General features: G+C 59.8%; 18 protein-coding genes. 15 read left to right on the top strand and 3 right to left on the bottom strand.

Annotated features, from left to right (window positions below):
• Positions 1-21 precede the first annotated feature (21 nt).
• From DXH95_RS11530 to DXH95_RS11540, 3 genes are read left to right on the top strand one after another with little or no spacing between them, the layout of a single operon-like run.
• A complete protein-coding gene (locus DXH95_RS11530) occupies positions 22-555 on the top strand; it encodes a ubiquinol-cytochrome C chaperone family protein (RefSeq protein ID WP_115549685.1) in 534 nt (177 codons plus the stop codon).
• Positions 552-1,088, top strand: coding sequence for a YceD family protein (locus DXH95_RS11535; protein ID WP_115549686.1), 537 nt, complete (start codon positions 552-554; stop codon positions 1,086-1,088). The genes DXH95_RS11530 and DXH95_RS11535 overlap by 4 nt, the downstream gene beginning before the upstream one ends.
• Before the next feature lie 9 nt (positions 1,089-1,097).
• Positions 1,098-1,691 carry a CDP-alcohol phosphatidyltransferase family protein gene (locus tag DXH95_RS11540; protein ID WP_115549687.1) on the top strand — a complete coding sequence of 198 codons (594 nt, stop codon included), beginning with the start codon at positions 1,098-1,100 and terminating at the stop codon, positions 1,689-1,691.
• Here the strand turns inward: DXH95_RS11540 and DXH95_RS11545 are convergent.
• A complete protein-coding gene (locus DXH95_RS11545; RefSeq protein ID WP_115549688.1) occupies positions 1,683-2,084 on the bottom strand; it encodes an acyl-CoA thioesterase in 402 nt (133 codons plus the stop codon). The two genes, DXH95_RS11540 and DXH95_RS11545, sit on opposite strands and share 9 nt — an antisense overlap.
• Between DXH95_RS11545 and DXH95_RS11550 the strand changes: the two genes are divergently transcribed.
• Positions 2,056-2,763, top strand: a complete 708-nt coding sequence (locus DXH95_RS11550; RefSeq protein ID WP_147291731.1) for a hypothetical protein — start codon at positions 2,056-2,058, stop codon at positions 2,761-2,763. The two genes, DXH95_RS11545 and DXH95_RS11550, sit on opposite strands and share 29 nt — an antisense overlap.
• Positions 2,764-2,787: 24 nt before the next feature.
• Here the strand turns inward: DXH95_RS11550 and DXH95_RS11555 are convergent, their stop codons facing one another.
• The gene (locus tag DXH95_RS11555) at positions 2,788-4,866 is read right to left on the bottom strand and encodes a S9 family peptidase (RefSeq protein ID WP_239016670.1); all 2,079 of its coding nucleotides are present in this window, start codon (positions 4,864-4,866) and stop codon (positions 2,788-2,790) included.
• A gap of 139 nt (positions 4,867-5,005) precedes the next feature.
• Between DXH95_RS11555 and DXH95_RS11560 the strand changes: the two genes are divergently transcribed.
• The 11 genes from DXH95_RS11560 (at position 5,006) to purU (ending at position 15,114) form a co-directional block, all read left to right on the top strand.
• On the top strand, positions 5,006-6,814 hold the full coding sequence (locus DXH95_RS11560) for an aminopeptidase P family protein (protein WP_115549691.1): 1,809 nt from the start codon (positions 5,006-5,008) through the stop codon (positions 6,812-6,814).
• 72 nt (positions 6,815-6,886) lie between these two features.
• Positions 6,887-7,720 (top strand): TauD/TfdA dioxygenase family protein, encoded by an 834-nt coding sequence (locus DXH95_RS11565; protein ID WP_115549692.1) that lies wholly within the window; start codon positions 6,887-6,889, stop codon positions 7,718-7,720.
• 90 nt (positions 7,721-7,810) lie between these two features.
• Positions 7,811-8,722 (top strand): glutathione-dependent disulfide-bond oxidoreductase, encoded by a 912-nt coding sequence (yghU, locus tag DXH95_RS11570; protein ID WP_115549693.1) that lies wholly within the window; start codon positions 7,811-7,813, stop codon positions 8,720-8,722.
• 53 nt (positions 8,723-8,775) lie between these two features.
• Positions 8,776-9,144: a VOC family protein gene (locus DXH95_RS11575; RefSeq protein WP_115549694.1), complete on the top strand. Its 369-nt coding sequence runs from the start codon at positions 8,776-8,778 to the stop codon at positions 9,142-9,144.
• Between the two features lie 55 nt (positions 9,145-9,199).
• A complete protein-coding gene (locus DXH95_RS11580) occupies positions 9,200-9,598 on the top strand; it encodes a cupin domain-containing protein (protein ID WP_115549695.1) in 399 nt (132 codons plus the stop codon).
• A 43-nt stretch (positions 9,599-9,641) separates the two neighbouring features.
• Complete coding sequence (obgE, locus tag DXH95_RS11585; protein WP_115549696.1) at positions 9,642-10,688, top strand: GTPase ObgE; 1,047 nt, start codon at positions 9,642-9,644, stop codon at positions 10,686-10,688.
• Entirely contained in the window at positions 10,673-11,791 is a 1,119-nt protein-coding gene (gene proB, locus DXH95_RS11590) for a glutamate 5-kinase (protein WP_115549697.1), read from the top strand. Before obgE ends, proB begins: the two co-directional genes overlap by 16 nt.
• Positions 11,791-12,711 (top strand): NAD-dependent epimerase/dehydratase family protein, encoded by a 921-nt coding sequence (locus DXH95_RS11595; RefSeq protein ID WP_115549698.1) that lies wholly within the window; start codon positions 11,791-11,793, stop codon positions 12,709-12,711. The genes proB and DXH95_RS11595 overlap by 1 nt, the downstream gene beginning before the upstream one ends.
• A gap of 89 nt (positions 12,712-12,800) precedes the next feature.
• Complete coding sequence (locus DXH95_RS11600) at positions 12,801-13,043, top strand: acyl carrier protein (protein WP_115549699.1); 243 nt, start codon at positions 12,801-12,803, stop codon at positions 13,041-13,043.
• 1 nt (position 13,044) lies between these two features.
• A complete protein-coding gene (spt, locus tag DXH95_RS11605; RefSeq protein WP_115549700.1) occupies positions 13,045-14,244 on the top strand; it encodes a serine palmitoyltransferase in 1,200 nt (399 codons plus the stop codon).
• A 9-nt stretch (positions 14,245-14,253) separates the two neighbouring features.
• Positions 14,254-15,114, top strand: coding sequence for a formyltetrahydrofolate deformylase (purU, locus tag DXH95_RS11610; protein ID WP_115549701.1), 861 nt, complete (start codon positions 14,254-14,256; stop codon positions 15,112-15,114).
• On the opposite strand, the gene DXH95_RS11615 is transcribed toward purU, so the two are convergent.
• A complete protein-coding gene (locus tag DXH95_RS11615; RefSeq protein ID WP_115549702.1) occupies positions 15,111-15,971 on the bottom strand; it encodes a hypothetical protein in 861 nt (286 codons plus the stop codon). The two genes, purU and DXH95_RS11615, sit on opposite strands and share 4 nt — an antisense overlap.
• Positions 15,972-15,982 lie beyond the last annotated feature (11 nt).

The raw sequence follows: 15,982 nt of genomic DNA on the forward strand, positions 1-15,982 counted from the left end.
ACCCATCGGGAGTTTTTCATAATGTTGCTGTTGCAGCGCCTGTTCCGCAAGAAAGAGGCCGATCCGCGCGACGCCCTGCGCCCACTATACGCGCAAATTGTTGCCACCGCGCGCCAGCCGCACTGGTTTGTCGAGGGCAAGGTGGCCGATACCATCGAAGGTCGCTTCGAAATGGTCGCAACCATATTGTCGCTCGTGCTGCTGCGGCTGGAAGGTGATACCGAACAGGCGGGCTCGACTGCCCTGCTTATCGAACTGTTTGTCGAAGATATGGACCCGCAACTGCGCGAAGTCGGGATCGGCGACATGATTGTCGGTAAGCATATTGGCCGGTTGGTAGGGGCGCTGGGCGGCAGGTTGGGCGCGTATCGCGATGCTCTGGCCGCGCCCGAAAGGGCCTCTGCCTTTGGCGCGGCGCTGGTTCGCAATCTTTACGCCGGGACCGAGCCGGAGCCAGCGAGCTTAGGCCACGTTCGTGATGACGCACTGGCCTTTGTGGACCGGCTGGCCGGGATGCAAGCCCAGACGATTCTTGCTGACGGGATAGGCGGATGACCATCATTCCCGCCCCCGAATTCAGCGTCACGGTCCCGCTTTCGGAAATCGGTTCGACTATCGTCAGCCGACAGCTTGCCGCCAACGCCACCGAGCGCGCCGCGCTTGCCAAGCGTTTTGACCTTTTAGCGCTCGACATGCTTGAAGCCGACGTCCGCTATCACCGAGAGGGAGAGGCGATTGTCCTTGACGGTCAGTTGCGGGCAGAGGCGCAGCAGGCCTGCATCGCTACCGGAGAACCCGTGGCGGCCAGGGTGCAGGAACCGCTGAACATCCGCTTTGTCGCCGAACTTGGGCATGAACCCGATGCCGAAATAGAATTGGCCGCTGATGATTGCGATACGCTGACGCATGACGGGCGGGTGATTGATCTGGGCGAGGCCGTGGCCCAAAGCCTTGCTCTCGCGCTCGACCCCTTTCCGCGCAGCCCGAACGCCGATGCCGTCTTGAAGGCAGCCGGGGTAAAGGATGAAAGCGAGGCCGGGCCTTTTGGCGCGCTCGCGGCGCTCAAGGAAAAGCTGGAAAAGAAATAGGCCCAGCGATTGTTCGACACCCGCCTGCGCCAGCTGATTGATCCTGCGCTCAACCGGATGGGCGCGTGGGTTGCACGCAGCGGTATCGGCGCGAATGCCATTACATTGACGGGTGCGGTGCTGGTCGTGCCGCTTTTCTATTCGCTGCTGCTGCAAAATTGGCTGGTGGCGCTGGCTTTGCTTGCGGCCAACCGTCTGCTCGACGGTCTCGACGGCGCGGTAGCGCGGGTCAGGGGCCCGAGCGCGTGGGGCGGCTATCTCGATAGCCTGTGCGATTATCTTTTCTACATCGCCGTGCCGCTGGGTTTCGCTTTTGCATCCCCAGCCAATGAGCTGTCGGGGCTGATTTTGGTGGCGAGCTTCACCCTCACCGCCGTCAGCTTCCTCGCGCTTGCCGCGATTCTGGCGGGACGCGATTTGGGGCACGGGGCCAAAGCCTTCACCTACTCGACCGGATTGATGGAGGGAGGCGAGACGATCGCCTTCTTCGTCGCGATGTGCCTGTTTCCGGCGCTGTTCCCGCAATTGGCATTGCTGTTTGCAGTGCTGTGCTTGGCGACGGTGATACAAAGGTTGTGGCAAGCACGAAACCTATTAGGCTGAACCGAGGAAAGGCGCGGCCACATCGGCGGGCACTCGCATCAGCCGCCCCGAAGCCCGGTCGAGCATCGCCCATGTCGTATTGGCACTGACGATCACCTTGCCCGCATCGTTCACAAACTCCACCCGCCGGTCAAAGGTTGCGCCGCGCGGCGGCTTTTCGATCCATGTCCGCCCGGTCACGCCTTCGCCCAGCGCCACATTGCCGCGATAGTCAATCTCGTGCCGGGTCACGACCCAGATATAGGCGTCCACATGTTCGGGCGCAGCCGTGGCCGCCCAATGCGATGTCGCCATATCCTGAATCCACCGCACCCACACGGCATTGTTGACATGGCCGAGTTCGTCAATGTCGGCGGGGGTGGGGGTGAAGGTGCGGCTGAAAGGGGTGTGCATTCTGTTCACGATTTTCTCTTACAGAGCGATTAAAGAGGTCATTATGGACGACGATCGCAGAAAAAAACGCAATTTCGAACCTTCGTTCAAATATGCGCAGCCGGATGGCGGGGGACGTAGCCTTATCATTACTCGGGAAGGTGCCTTTGTCCATGAAGATGGTGAACGCCACACTCTGGTGGATGCGGTTGATTATTTCTGGAGCGCGGTAGGTCACGATCCTGCATCGTGGACTGAAACCATGATTGGCTATCGCTATTTGCTCGAAAATGCCCACGAGGCTGACCAGGAGGATCTGCGACGCACCTTGAACTGGCTTGAGTCTGCCATCCCTGTGCGTGCGCGAGCAGCCATTGTCGCTGCTGCAAAATATGTAGCGGCCATGCCATCGGCTTTGCTTGCTACAAGTACGCCGCGAATACTCAATATCTTGAACAGCCGCATTCTCGGGATCGTGTGGCACATCACGCCAGATTTCGACGTCAAACCATTACCACCCAAGGTACCAAAGTTTGGAGATGAGGCAGGATATGGCCTGATCCGCTCCGTTCCCGAGCTTTACCTTAAGGTGATGGACCTATCGTCAGACATGGAACATTTGGTTGCCGGCCTTGCAAAGGAAGCAATGCAATATGGAATTTCGCTTCCAGAAGAACTGGAAGCCAAAGCCAAATCTTGAATACGTATCGGCAAGGCCGACCCTCTATTTGGTCGCCAACCCCAATTGCCATACCAGAAACGCCGCTTCCTCGGCATTTTCGCGCAAACGGTCAAAGCGTCCGCTCTTCCCGCCATGGCCAGCGCCCATATTGGTTTTGAGCAGCAGCACATTGTCGTCGGTCTTAACGCTGCGCAGTTTGGCGACCATCTTGGCGGGCTCCCAATAGGTTACGCGCGGGTCGTTGAGGCCGGCGGTCCACAGCATCGGCGGATAGGCTTGTGGCAAGACATTGTCGTAAGGCGAATAGCTGCGGATATAATCGAACGCAGCCTTGTCGGTGATCGGGTTGCCCCATTCGGGCCATTCGCCGGGGGTCAGCGGCAATGTCTCGTCGAGCATGGTGTTGAGCACATCGACAAAGGCGACGTGGCTGACCACCGCTCCGAAAATTTCGGGGGCCTGGTTGAGCACCGCACCCATCAGCTCACCACCCGCCGAACCACCGCTCGCAGTCAGCTTGCCTTTGCTCGTATAGCCCATCTCAATCAGCGCCTTTCCGGCGTCGACAAAGTCGTTGAACGTGTTGGTCCGCTTGGTCAGCTTGCCGTCGAGATACCATTGATAGCCCAGATCATCACCGCCGCGGATATGTGCGATCGCATAGGCAAAGCCGCGGTCGACATAGCTCAGCCGGTTGGCAGAGAAACCCGGCGGCATTGCGTAGCCATAGGCGCCATAGGCGTAGAGGTGCAGCGGCTGGCTGCCGTCCTTCTTGAAACCTTTCTTGTACAGGATCGACACCGGCACCTTGGTGCCATCGCGCGCGGTGATGGTCACGCGCTCGGTCTGGTACTGGTTGGCGTCATAGCCGCTGGGGATTTCCTGTACCTTCAATGTTTCGAAATTGCCGGTTGCGACGGTATAGTCGAACACCGTGTCGGGCGTGACCATCGATTCATAGTCGAGGCGCAATTTCTGCACATCATATTCGGGGTTCTCGCCAAGCTCCGCGACATAGCTCGCCTCGGCAAATTTGATTGGCTCGGCCTTGGTCGGGCTGTTGTAGCGGCGCACCTCGACCTGATCGAGGCCGTCAATCCGGCCTTCGGTAACGAAGAAATCCTTGAACAGCGAAACGCCGGTCAAATAATGCTTGTCCGAACCCGCAATCAGCGTTTTCCAACCGCCCGGAGCCTTCAGGCTGGCGGTGGCGACGCGGAAATTCACATGATCGTCGTTGGTCAGGATGTAGAGCGTGCCGTCGCGCACATCGACGCTATATTCGCGACCGACTTTGCGCGGGGCAACGAGAATGGGTTCGGCTAACGGATTGTCCGCAGGCACCAGCCGCACTTCGCTGGTCACATTGTCGCCGGTGGCGATAATGATCCAGTCTTCCTGCGCGGTCAGGCCGACGCCGACGCCAAAGCCGATATCGGCTTCTTTGTAGAGCAATTTGGCGTTCTTCGGATCGTCGCCCAGCCGGTGGTAATAGGCATTGTCGGTGCGCCAATTTTCGTTTGCAAGGCCATAGACCAGGCCCTTGCTGTCCTTGGTCCAGACGATGCTCGAAAGCGTGCCGGGGATGATGTCGGCCAGCTCTTCGCCGGTTTCGAGGTTGCGGATGTGCAGGTCGAAGCGCTCCGACCCATTATCGTCATAGGCATAGGCGAGCAGCTTGCCGTCGGGGCTGACTTCGGCGGCACCCAGCCGGAAATAGTCTTTGCCCTCGGCGTGCTTGTTTTCATCGAGGATCAGCTGGTCGGCACCGCCCTTGACCGGCTTGCGGTAATGCTTGCGATATTGCGCGCCTTCATCGAATTTCGACCAGTAGATATAGTCGCCATCCTTTTGCGGGACCGAAGAATCATCCTCCTTGATCCGCCCCTTCATCTCCTGAAAGATCGTCTCGACCAGCTTTTCCTGTGGCTTCATCTGCGCTTCGAAATAGGCGTTTTCCTTCTCGAGATGCGCGAGTATCTCCTTATTCTCGATCTTCGGATAGCCTTGATCGCGCAGCCAGTGATAGTCGTCGGTAATCGTCACGCCATGCACGGTATAGCTGTGCGGGCGCTTCTCGGCGATCGGGGGCTGGACTTGGGTATCGGTCTTGGCGGTCATGCTGTCTTTCTCTGTGATGGCTGCCAGCACCGGCGCGGCGCTGATGCAAAGGGCAATCGAGGTTCCGAGCTTCAGGAGCAGTTTCATACGGGCGACGTCCTCTCTATATAGGGGCAACACTTAAGAACAGGAATCACCCATGTCCACCTATGAAGCCCGCCTTGCAGCCTTGCGCGAACAGTTGAAGACCGACCGGCTCGACGGTTTCGTCATCCCCATCTGCGATGAGCATATGAGCGAGTATATCGGCGAATATGCCCAGCGTCTGGCATGGCTCACCGGCTTTGGCGGTTCGGCGGGGACAGCGGCAGTGCTTTCCGAGGAAGCGGCGATTTTCGTCGACGGGCGCTACACCATTCAGGTGCGCGAGCAGGTTGATGGCAAATTGTGGCAATATCAACAGGTGCCGCAGACCAGCGTCGCTGACTGGCTGAAGACCAATGCCAAACAGGGCGCACGGATTGGCTATGACCCTTGGGTGCATACCAAGGGCTGGGCCGATGCCGCGGCCAAGGCGCTCGCTTCGGTCGGGGCCGAACTGGTCGCAGTATGCGAGAACCCGATCGACAAGGTATGGGCGGGCCGCCCCGATCCCTCCAATGCCAAGCTGATCGTACTCGGTGACGAATATACCGGGCAGGGTAGCGCCGAAAAGCGTGCGGCAATTGCCGACTGGCTGGCCGAGCGCAAATTGGATGCGGCTATCCTGTCGGCGCTCGACAGCGTGGCTTGGGCGTTTAACATTCGCGGATCGGATGTGTCGCGCACGCCGGTCGCGCTTTCTTTCGCTGTCATCAACGGCGATGGCACCGCCGATTTCTATGTCGAACCCGACAAGATCACCGACGAGGTGCGCCAGCATCTGGGCAACGCCGTGCGTTTGCACCCGCGCACCGCCTTTGCGCCCGCGCTTCAAGGCATGCAGGGCAAGCGCATCGCGGTCGACCCTGAACGCGCGGTCGCGGCGATCTTCGACAAGCTGGCGAGCGGAGGGGCCGAAGTCGTCCAATTGCGCGACCCCACCGTGATTCCGCGCGCGCAGAAAAACCCGGTCGAACAGGCGGGCCACCGTGCCGCGCAGGCGCGCGATGGCGCTGCGCTCACCCGCTTCCTCCACTGGCTGTCGATTGAAGCCCCCAAGGGCGGCGAGACCGAATTGAGCGCTGCGGCCAAGCTCCAGAGCTTCCGCGAGGCAACCGGCAAGCTGCGCGACCTTTCGTTCGACACCATCTCGGCGGCTGGCCCCAACGCCGCGCTGCCGCATTATCGCGTTGATGAGCAATCGAACCGGCGGATCGAGCCGGGCAGCATCTATCTGGTCGATAGCGGCGGGCAGTATCTCGATGGCACCACCGATGTTACCCGCACCGTCTGGATCGGACCCGGTGAGCCGACAGCGGAGATGAAGGATCGCTATACCCGCGTGCTCAAGGGCCATATCGCGCTCACCCGCGCGACCTTCCCCGAAGGTACGGCAGGCAGCCAATTGGACGCGCTCGCGCGGCAATATCTTTGGGCTGCAGGCGTCGATTACGCGCATGGCACCGGCCACGGCGTCGGCGCGTTCCTTTCGGTCCATGAAGGCCCGCAGCGTATCGCCAAATCGGCGGGCGGGCAGGCCGGAACCGGCGAAACCCTCCTCCCCGGCATGTTCCTTTCGAACGAGCCCGGTTATTACAAAACCGGCGCCTATGGCATCCGCATCGAAAATCTGGTGCTGGTCGAAGAACGGCAGATTGAGGGCGCGGAAGGCACCTATTACGGCTTTGAAAACCTCACCTGGGCCCCGATCGACAAGGCCCTGGTCGACACCAGCCTGCTCACCCGCGACGAACTGCGCTGGTGGGATGATTACCATGCCCGCGTGCTGGAAATTGTCGGCCCGCAACTGGAGGGTGAGGCAAAGGACTGGCTAGTGGAGGCTTGTGCGCCTTTGGTCAGAGGGTGAGCCCAGGAGCCTCTCCACAAGATTGACAATCGCCGTCCACATACTAGCCTCACCCAACAGGAGAGGCCCCCTATGCAGATAACCCCATCCGGCCAGGCGTGCGGTGCAACCGTTACCGGTGTTGACCTGCGCCAGCCGCTGTCCGCCGATCTAGTCGGTGCGATCCGCGCGGCTTGGCTTCAGCATCATGTGCTTGCCTTTCCCGATCAGGATTTGAGCGACGATGATCTGGAACGCTTCACGCTGCATTTTGGCGGTTTTGGCGATGATCCCTTCATCGCGCCGGTGCCGGGGCGCATGCATGTGATTGCGGTCGAGCGGCTGGCGGATGAGACCTCGCCGCTGTTCGCCGAAAACTGGCATAGCGACTGGAGCTTTCAGGCGCGGCCACCGGCTGGCACCTGCCTTTATGGCATAAAAATCCCACCCATCGGCGGCGACACGCTGTTCGCTAACCAGCATGCGGCGCTCGATGAAATGCCCGATAAGCTGCGCGCGCGGGTGGAGGGGCGGATGGCGATCCATTCGGCGAAGCGGGCTTATGCCCCCGATGGCTTTTATGGAGAGGGCGACAAGGCGAAGCGTTCGATGGACATCCGCCCGTCAAAGGATGCCGAGGCCACCCAGCTCCACCCCTATATCCGCGCGCATCCCGAAACCGGGCGGCTCGGGTTGTTCAGCTGTTTCGGCTATATCATCGGCTTTGAAGGCATGGACGATGCAGAGGCGCTGCCGCTGCTGATCGAACTCTACCAATATCAGGGGCAGGAGGCGTTCGTATATCGCCATAAATGGCAGCCGGGCATGCTGCTGATGTGGGACAACCGATCCGTCCTCCACGCCGCGACCGGCGGTTATGATGGCCACCACCGGTTGCTGCACCGGACGACGATAGCGGCGGCTTGAGGACCGGCGCGGGACGCCTCAATCCCCCTACCCAAAGCCCATCCACCCGCTATACCGGTTGCAAAGAACAACCCAATCGAGGAGCCCTCCATGCCCGAAACGCAGAACCAAACCTTGTCCGAATATACACCCGCCAAAGTGTGGGAGTGGAACACGGAAAGCGGCGGGCGCTTTGCCAATATCAACCGGCCGATTGCAGGCCCGACGCATGACAAGGAGCTGCCTATCGGCAAGCATCCGCTGCAGCTTTACTCGCTCGGCACGCCCAATGGGGTGAAGGTAACGGTGCTTCTCGAGGAACTGCTCGCGCTGGGCCATGCAGGCGCCGAATATGATGCCTGGCTGATCAATATCGGCAGCGGTGACCAATTCGGTTCGGGCTTTGTTGACGCGAACCCCAATTCAAAAATTCCTGCATTGGTCGACCGCTCGGGCCCGACGCCGCAGCGCGTGTTCGAATCAGGTGCGATCCTGCTCTATCTCGCCGAGAAATTCGGCGCCTTCCTGCCCACCGATCCCGCCAAGCGCACTGAGGCGTTAAGCTGGCTGTTCTGGCAAATGGGCAGCGCACCCTATCTCGGTGGCGGTTTCGGCCATTTTTATGCCTATGCGCCGTTCAAGATCGAATATTGCATCGATCGCTTCGCGATGGAGGTGAAGCGGCAGATGGATGTGCTCGATCGCAATTTGGCGGAGCGCGAATATATGGCGGGTGACGAATATTCGATCGCCGATATCGCGATCTGGCCCTGGTACGGAGCACTCGCCATGGGGTTGGTCTATGAGGCGGGCGAGTTTCTCGACGTCGCCAGCTACAGCAATGTCCAACGCTGGACCAAGCAGATCGCGGCGCGCCCCGCGGCGCAGCGCGGGCGGATGGTCAACCGCGTGATGGGCGATCCCGCCACCTGTTTGCCCGAACGGCACGATGCCAGCGATTTCGAAACGCGGACCATCGAAAAGCTGACAGCGGCAGGGGAATGGCCACCGAAGAAGGATTGACTTCAAGCAATATGTTCGCATAATGTTCCACTTACTTTGGAGGAGATGATTCGATGATTGGTTATGTGACTTTGGGCACCAACGACCTTGCCCGTGCCGCCAAATTTTATGACGCCATTGCGGCCGAACTCGATACGCCGCGGATGATGGAATTTGACGGGTTCATCGCTTGGGGTAAGCCGGGCGGGGCTGCAGGAATCGGCCTGACCAAGCCTTTTGACGGCAATGCCGCCACAGTCGGTAATGGCGTCATGGTGGCGCTTGAAGCAAAGGATAAGGAACAGGTCCACAGGCTCTACGACATCGCGCTGGCCAATGGCGGCACCTGCGAAGGCCCCCCGGGACCGCGCGGTGATGAAGGCTTTTACGCGGGCTATTTCCGTGATCCTGATGGCAACAAGCTCAACGCTTTCATCATGTAATAATCTTGCGGGACATAGTGTCAGTTTTGTCAACTTTGGGCGGGATTCTCTCAATATGAGCGTTCGAAAACTGGAGAAATTCCCGCTCCATCTTGGCCTTGGCGCAACCGCAATCCCCCAGCCCGAATTCACCGGCAGGATCGAATGGTATATGGGTTATGGCGGCCGTCACGGAGGCGATGGGGCCGAAGGACGGCTGGTTTCGATGCACCATTTCACCGAAAACTGGGACAGTTGGGAAATGCATCCGGCAGGCGATGAAGTTGTTGTGTGCACATCGGGCCAGATGACGCTTTTCCAGGAATTTCCCGACGGCTCAACCGCTTCGGTGACAATTGGCGCTGGTGAATATGTCATCAACCCGCCCGGCGTCTGGCACACCGCCGACATTGATCGCGAGGCGACGGCACTGTTCATCACCGCCGGATTGGGCACCGAACAACGGGCAAGATAGGCCAAGGCTGGTAAAACCGGCCGCTCTCGCCTAAGGGCGGGCCATGCATTTCCTGGATCAGGCGAAAATCTACATCCGCTCCGGTGCCGGCGGCCCCGGGGCCGTCAGCTTTCGCCGCGAAAAATATGTCGAATATGGCGGCCCCGATGGCGGCAATGGTGGACGGGGTGGAGACATCATTTTCGAAGCCGTCGCCGGTCTCAACACCTTGATCGACTTCCGTTACACCCAGCATTTCAAGGCCCCGCGCGGCGGCGGCGGCGCAGGCCGTGATCGCTATGGCGCGGGCGGCGAAGATCTGGTGATCAAGGTTCCGGTCGGTACGCAGATTCTTGCCGACGATGATGAGCGCACCTTGCTTGCCGATCTGACCAAGGTCGGGCAGCGCATCACCTTCCTCAAAGGCGGGATGGGCGGTCGGGGTAACGCGAGCTACAAAACCAGCACCAACCGAGCCCCGCGCCAGCATCAGCCGGGTGAGGACGGACAGGAATTATGGGTCTGGCTGCGGCTGAAACTGCTTGCTGATGCAGGACTTGTCGGCCTGCCCAATGCTGGCAAATCGACCTTTATCAATCAGGTGACCAACACCAAGGCCAAGGTCGGGGCCTATGCCTTCACCACGCTGCGCCCCCAATTGGGCGTTGTCAGCCATAAGGGCCGTGAATTCGTTCTCGCGGACATACCGGGCTTGATTGCAGGGGCCGCCGAAGGGGCAGGCGTGGGCGACCGTTTTCTGGGTCATATTGAACGCTGCCAGATTTTGATCCACCTGATCGATGCCACCGGCGACGACCCGGTTGAGGCATGGCACACCGTCTGCGAAGAACTCGAAGCTTATGGTGCGGGCCTTGAAGACAAGCCTCAAATCGTTGCGCTCAACAAAGGCGACTTGCTCGATGAAGAGTTGATGGCCGACATATCCGCGCAACTCGAAGCTGCCGGGGCGCAAGAGGTGATCGCCATCTCCGGCGCAACCGGCCAGGGCGTCGACAAGGTGCTCGACCGCGTGATTGCGGCACTACCCGACAAGAGCAGCGTCGAAACCTCGAGCGGGGATAATGAGGAAGGCGAATGGTCGCCCATCTGAGCCCCGCCACATGCCCGCTACTGGTCGTGAAGGTCGGATCGTCCTTGCTGGTCGAATCTGACGGTTCGGTCCGGCGTGAATGGCTTGAAACTCTCATTGCCGACATCGCTGCACGCCACAAGGCAAAGCAGAAGATCGTCGTCGTTAGCTCAGGCGCGATTGCGCTCGGAGCTCGGCGGTTGGGTTTTGAAAAGGGTGGCCGCGCCAGCCTTGCCGATGCGCAGGCTTCGGCCTCGGTCGGGCAAATTCTGTTGTCGGGCATCTGGGCCGAATTGCTCGCCGCACAAGGGCTGACCGCCGCACAGATGCTGGTGACTCTCGACGATCTGGAGGATCGGCGTCGCTATCTCAATATCACGGCCACATTGGACCGTCTGCTCGGCGCAGGCGCTGTCCCCGTCCTCAACGAAAATGACAGCGTCGCGACCGAGGAAATTCGCTTTGGCGACAATGACCGGCTGGCCGCACGCGTTGCACAGGCGGCGAGTGCAAATGGCGTGGTGTTACTGTCCGATGTCGACGGGCTTTATGACCGCGACCCCAAAGATCCTGAGGCGCAGCTCGTGCCCGAAGTGTCCAAAGTCGATGGCCGTATCCGCATCATGGTGACGGGCGACTCATCGTCCGGCATGGGTTCGGGTGGGATGGCATCGAAGCTCGATGCCGCAGATATCGCCACGCGCGCAGGGATCGGCATCGCCATTGCCTCGGGTCTGCGCGACCATCCGCTTGCCGCGCTTGACGATGGAGCGCCCTATACATGGTTTGCACCCCGCGAAGGCGGCAGCGCGCGCAAAAGCTGGATTGGCGGGCGGCTGTCGGTCAAAGGCAGCATCATCGTCGATGCTGGTGCGTCAAAGGCTCTGCGCGGAGGGGCGAGCTTGCTGCCAGCCGGGGCTACTCATGTGCAGGGCGAATTCCGGCGCGGCGATGTCATCGACATCGTCACAGCCGAGGGCGAAACGCTGGCGCGCGGGCTTTCCGAATATGATGCCACCGATGCCGTGCAGATTTGCGGCAAACGTTCAAGCGAACTCGAGACCATTTTGGGCGCAGTCCCTCGCCAGGTGCTGGTCCACCGCGACCAGATGGTGCTGCTCTGATGGCAGGCAAGGGCGTGGTCGCCCTGACCGGTGCGACCGGATTTGTCGGCGGTGCGACGTTGCACCAACTGGTCGAAGCAGGATGGCAAGTGCGCGCACTTACCCGCCGCAGCCAGCAGGAAAAAGTGGGCGTCACATGGGTGAAAGGTGCGCTCGATCGGCCCGAAAGCCTCTCCCAATTGTGTGATGGTGCAGATGCCGTTTTGCACATTGCAGGCGTGGTCAATGCGCCCGATGCGGCAGGATTTGAAGCGGGCAATGTCACCGGAACCGCCCAACTGCTGAGCGCCGCCAAGGAATCCGGCATAAGCCGCTTCGTCCATGTCTCCTCTCTGTCCGCCCGCGAGCCGCAGCTTTCGGCATATGGATCGAGCAAGGCCAAAGGCGAAAAGCTGGTTGCGACCAGCATGCTCGACTGGACCATCCTCCGCCCACCCGGCGTCTATGGCCCCGGCGACACCGAAGTGCTCGAGATGTTCAAAATGGCCGCCAAGGGCTTCTGTCTGCTACCGCCTGCAGGCAAAGGATCGTGGATCCATGTCGACGATCTCGCGCGCTTGCTGGTTGCGCTGCTTCCCGCCCATGAGGATGCGACGGCACAGATCTTCGAGGCCGATGATGGCGAACCGGGGGGGTGGGAGCATCGCCGCTTTGCCCGTGCAATTGGCTTGGCGCTGGACCGCCGTATCACAACAATTTCCGCTCCGCGCCCGCTGCTCTTTGCCGCAGCCTGGGGCGACCGGCTGGTGCGCGGTGCCAAGGCCAAGCTGACGCCCGACAGAGCCAGTTATATGAGCCATCCTGACTGGGTCATTGATCGCGAAGCAGCACCTCCCGCAGCGCTCTGGCAGCCGCAAATTGGCACGCTCGATGGACTGAAAGCGACCGCGCGCTGGTATAAGGCGCAAGGATGGCTATAGAAGCCGGTAATAGATAGGGACCAGAAATCGCCCTTTTGCCGCCTCATTCGGCTGGCAATGGCGCAACAGATCATAGTTAGGGACAATATATGACCGACCGCAGTGAGATGTTCGACAAGCTCAAGGAGTTGATCGGGCCGTTCAACAAAAAGGGCGTCGAGCTGAGCGATAGCACAACCTTTGCCGGCGATCTCGAATGGGACAGCCTGACCGTCATGGATTTTGTCGCCGAAGTAGAAGACAGCTTTGACATCGTGATCACGATGAACTTGCAGGCCGAGATCGAAAATGTCGGCCAGCTCGTCGATGCGGTGCTGAAACTTACAAATTGATATGACCGACCTTTTCTCCAAATTCGATCCGCTCATCGAACAACGTCGCGCGCTGCTCGAAACCGGCCTCACCGACCCGTTCAATCTGGTGATGGAAAAGGTGCTGTCACCCACCGTCGCCATCTGCAACGGGCGCGAAACGATCCTGCTCGGCACCTATAATTATATGGGCATGACCTTTGATGAAGATGTCATCGCTGCCGGCAAACAGGCTTTTGACGATTTCGGCGCAGGCACGACCGGAAGCCGCGTTCTTAACGGCACCTTCCATCCGCATCGCGATGTAGAGGCGGCGCTGCGCGAATTTTACGATATGGACCATGCAATGGTCTTTTCGACCGGCTATCAGGCCAATCTGGGCATCATCAGTACGATTGCCGGCAAGGGCGACTATATCATCCTCGATATCGACAGCCATGCGTCGATTTACGATGGCTGCAAGATGGGCGATGCCGAAATCGTTGCTTTCCGTCACAATGATGTCGGGGCGCTGGAAAAGCGGCTGAAACGCCTGCCTGCCGAAGCGGGTAAGCTGGTGGTTCTCGAAGGCGTCTATTCGATGCTCGGCGATGTCGCGCCGTTGAGAGAGATGGTCCGCATCTCGAAAGAGCATGGCGCGATGGTGCTGGTCGATGAAGCGCATTCGATGGGCTTTATCGGCGCGAATGGCCGCGGCGTTGCCGAGGAGCAGGGCTGCATCGATGACGTTGATTTCATCATCGGCACTTTCTCGAAAAGCGTCGGCACCGTGGGCGGCTTCTGCGTTTCGAACCATCCCAAGTTCGAAATTCTCCGCCTCGTTTGCCGCCCTTATGTCTTCACCGCTGCCCTGCCACCCAGCGTGATGGCGTCGAGCGCGACATCGGTGCGCAAGCTGATGCACGGCAGCAACAAGCGCGCGCATCTGTGGGAAAATTCGAAGACATTGCACAAGGGGTTGCGCGATCTTGGCTTCCAGCTGGGCACCGACGAACCGCAGTCTGCGATCATCGCCGTCATCATGCCCGATCTGGAACGCGGTGCGATGATGTGGGAAGCGCTGCTGAAGGAAGGCCTTTACGTCAACCTTGCTCGCCCACCGGCAACCCCCGCCGGTATGACGCTGCTCCGCTGCTCTCTCTGTGCCGAGCATACAAACGAGCAGGTGCAGGACATTCTGGATCGGTTTGAGCGGGCAGGCAAAGCAGTCGGCATCATCTAACCTGCAGCGATGACGAAGCGTTACACCCTCACTTTATCGTGCCCGGATGCTCCGGGGCTGGTTGCTGCTGTCTCCGGCTTTCTCGCCAATCATGGTTGCAACATTCTTGAATCGCAGCAGTTTAACGACCGTGAAGATGCGCAATTCTTTATGCGGGTGGTGTTTGAAGCTTTACCGGGAGCGCCTGACGCCGATACCCTGAGAGCACAATTTGCGCCTTTGGCGGAGCGGTTGGCGATGCATTGGCAGATCCGCGATGCTGATGCGCCGCGCAAGGTGTTGCTTATGGTCTCCAAATTCGACCATTGCCTCGAAGACCTGCTCTATCGTGTGCGGGTCGGGGAGTTGAAGATGGATGTGGTGGCGATCGCCTCCAACCATCCACGCGATTCCTCGAAACCTTCGCTGGTCGGCGACATTCCCTGGCACCATTTTCCAATTTCGCCAGAAACCAAGTCTGAACAGGAAGCTGCGATCAAGGCGCTGATCTCGGAGACCGGGGCGGAACTGGTCGTGCTGGCGCGGTATATGCAGATATTGTCTGATGATTTTGCTAGCTTCCTTTCTGGCCGCTGCATCAACATCCACCACAGCTTCCTGCCTGGCTTCAAGGGTGCCAAGCCCTATCATCAGGCGCATGCACGCGGGGTGAAGATGATCGGCGCGACCGCCCATTATGTCACCGCCGACCTTGATGAAGGTCCGATCATCGCACAGGATGTCGAAGCGGTCAGCCATGCCGATACTGCGGAGGATCTTGTGGCGAAGGGCCGTGATATCGAGAGCCGCGTGCTCGCAGCCGCCGTTCGCGACCATCTGGAGGATCGGGTGCTGCTCAATGGCAACAAAACCGTCGTTTTCCGCAGCTAGCGCACTGCGCCTTTGGCGAGCAATTTGGGAACCAGCACGAAGGCCGCGACAAGCGGCCATTTTCGTTGCCAGGGCTTTATCTCGATCTGCGTCCCCGCATGGCGATTTATCTTCCACGCGAGGTAGTCAATCCCCCCCGAATAGGTGAAGGCAGCCTTGGCGAGGCGGGCAACCGAGAGCAATTTGCCTTCGATCCGGCGCCGGGCCCAGCTGCCGCGCACCGCATTTGGTGGGATGGCTGCCATTGCTGGCGCGCTAAATTGCTCATAGCGTGCCGGGTCCGCGTCCACCACCGAGTTGGAACGGCTTTTGCGCTCCGCGCGCAGTTCGACCGAATAGGTCAAGGCAAAGGCACGGCGCCACCAGTCGAGCGGCGCTTCTCCATCAATTGATCCGGCGGCGGCCAGCAAAGTCGGCGCGGCGCGAGAAACAGAATCGATGGCGGCCTGCTGCGCTGTCGCATCCACACTCCACACCAGCCGTGAGGGTTGCGCAAAGCGGGCCCAGACGGAGACATTGCGCGTGTCAGGGCTGTTCAGCCGGCGAAAGTCCTCCTCGCTCAACACCGCATATTTGGCCATCAGCCCGTCATGTTCAAATGGAAAGACATTAGGCGGGATCAGTCTATTTGCCCGCGCCAGCCAGCTTTTGCCATATGCTGCTTCATAGTTCGAAACGATCAGGTAGAAATCGAGCATCAGCCCGTCGAGCTGGCTTTCGCGCAGGCAACTGCCGTAAAATAAAATAGCCCGCGAGGCCCCTGGATATTTCGCCGCCAATGCCGCTGCCATTGCGGACACTTGAGGTTCGACAGGCGCGGCCAATTCCTCGGCGACAAGATGTTCAAGCGAAGACATGGGCGTTTTCT

Origin of the sequence: Sphingorhabdus pulchriflava (assembly GCF_003367235.1) — a bacterium.
GTDB lineage: Bacteria > Pseudomonadota > Alphaproteobacteria > Sphingomonadales > Sphingomonadaceae > Sphingorhabdus_B > Sphingorhabdus_B pulchriflava.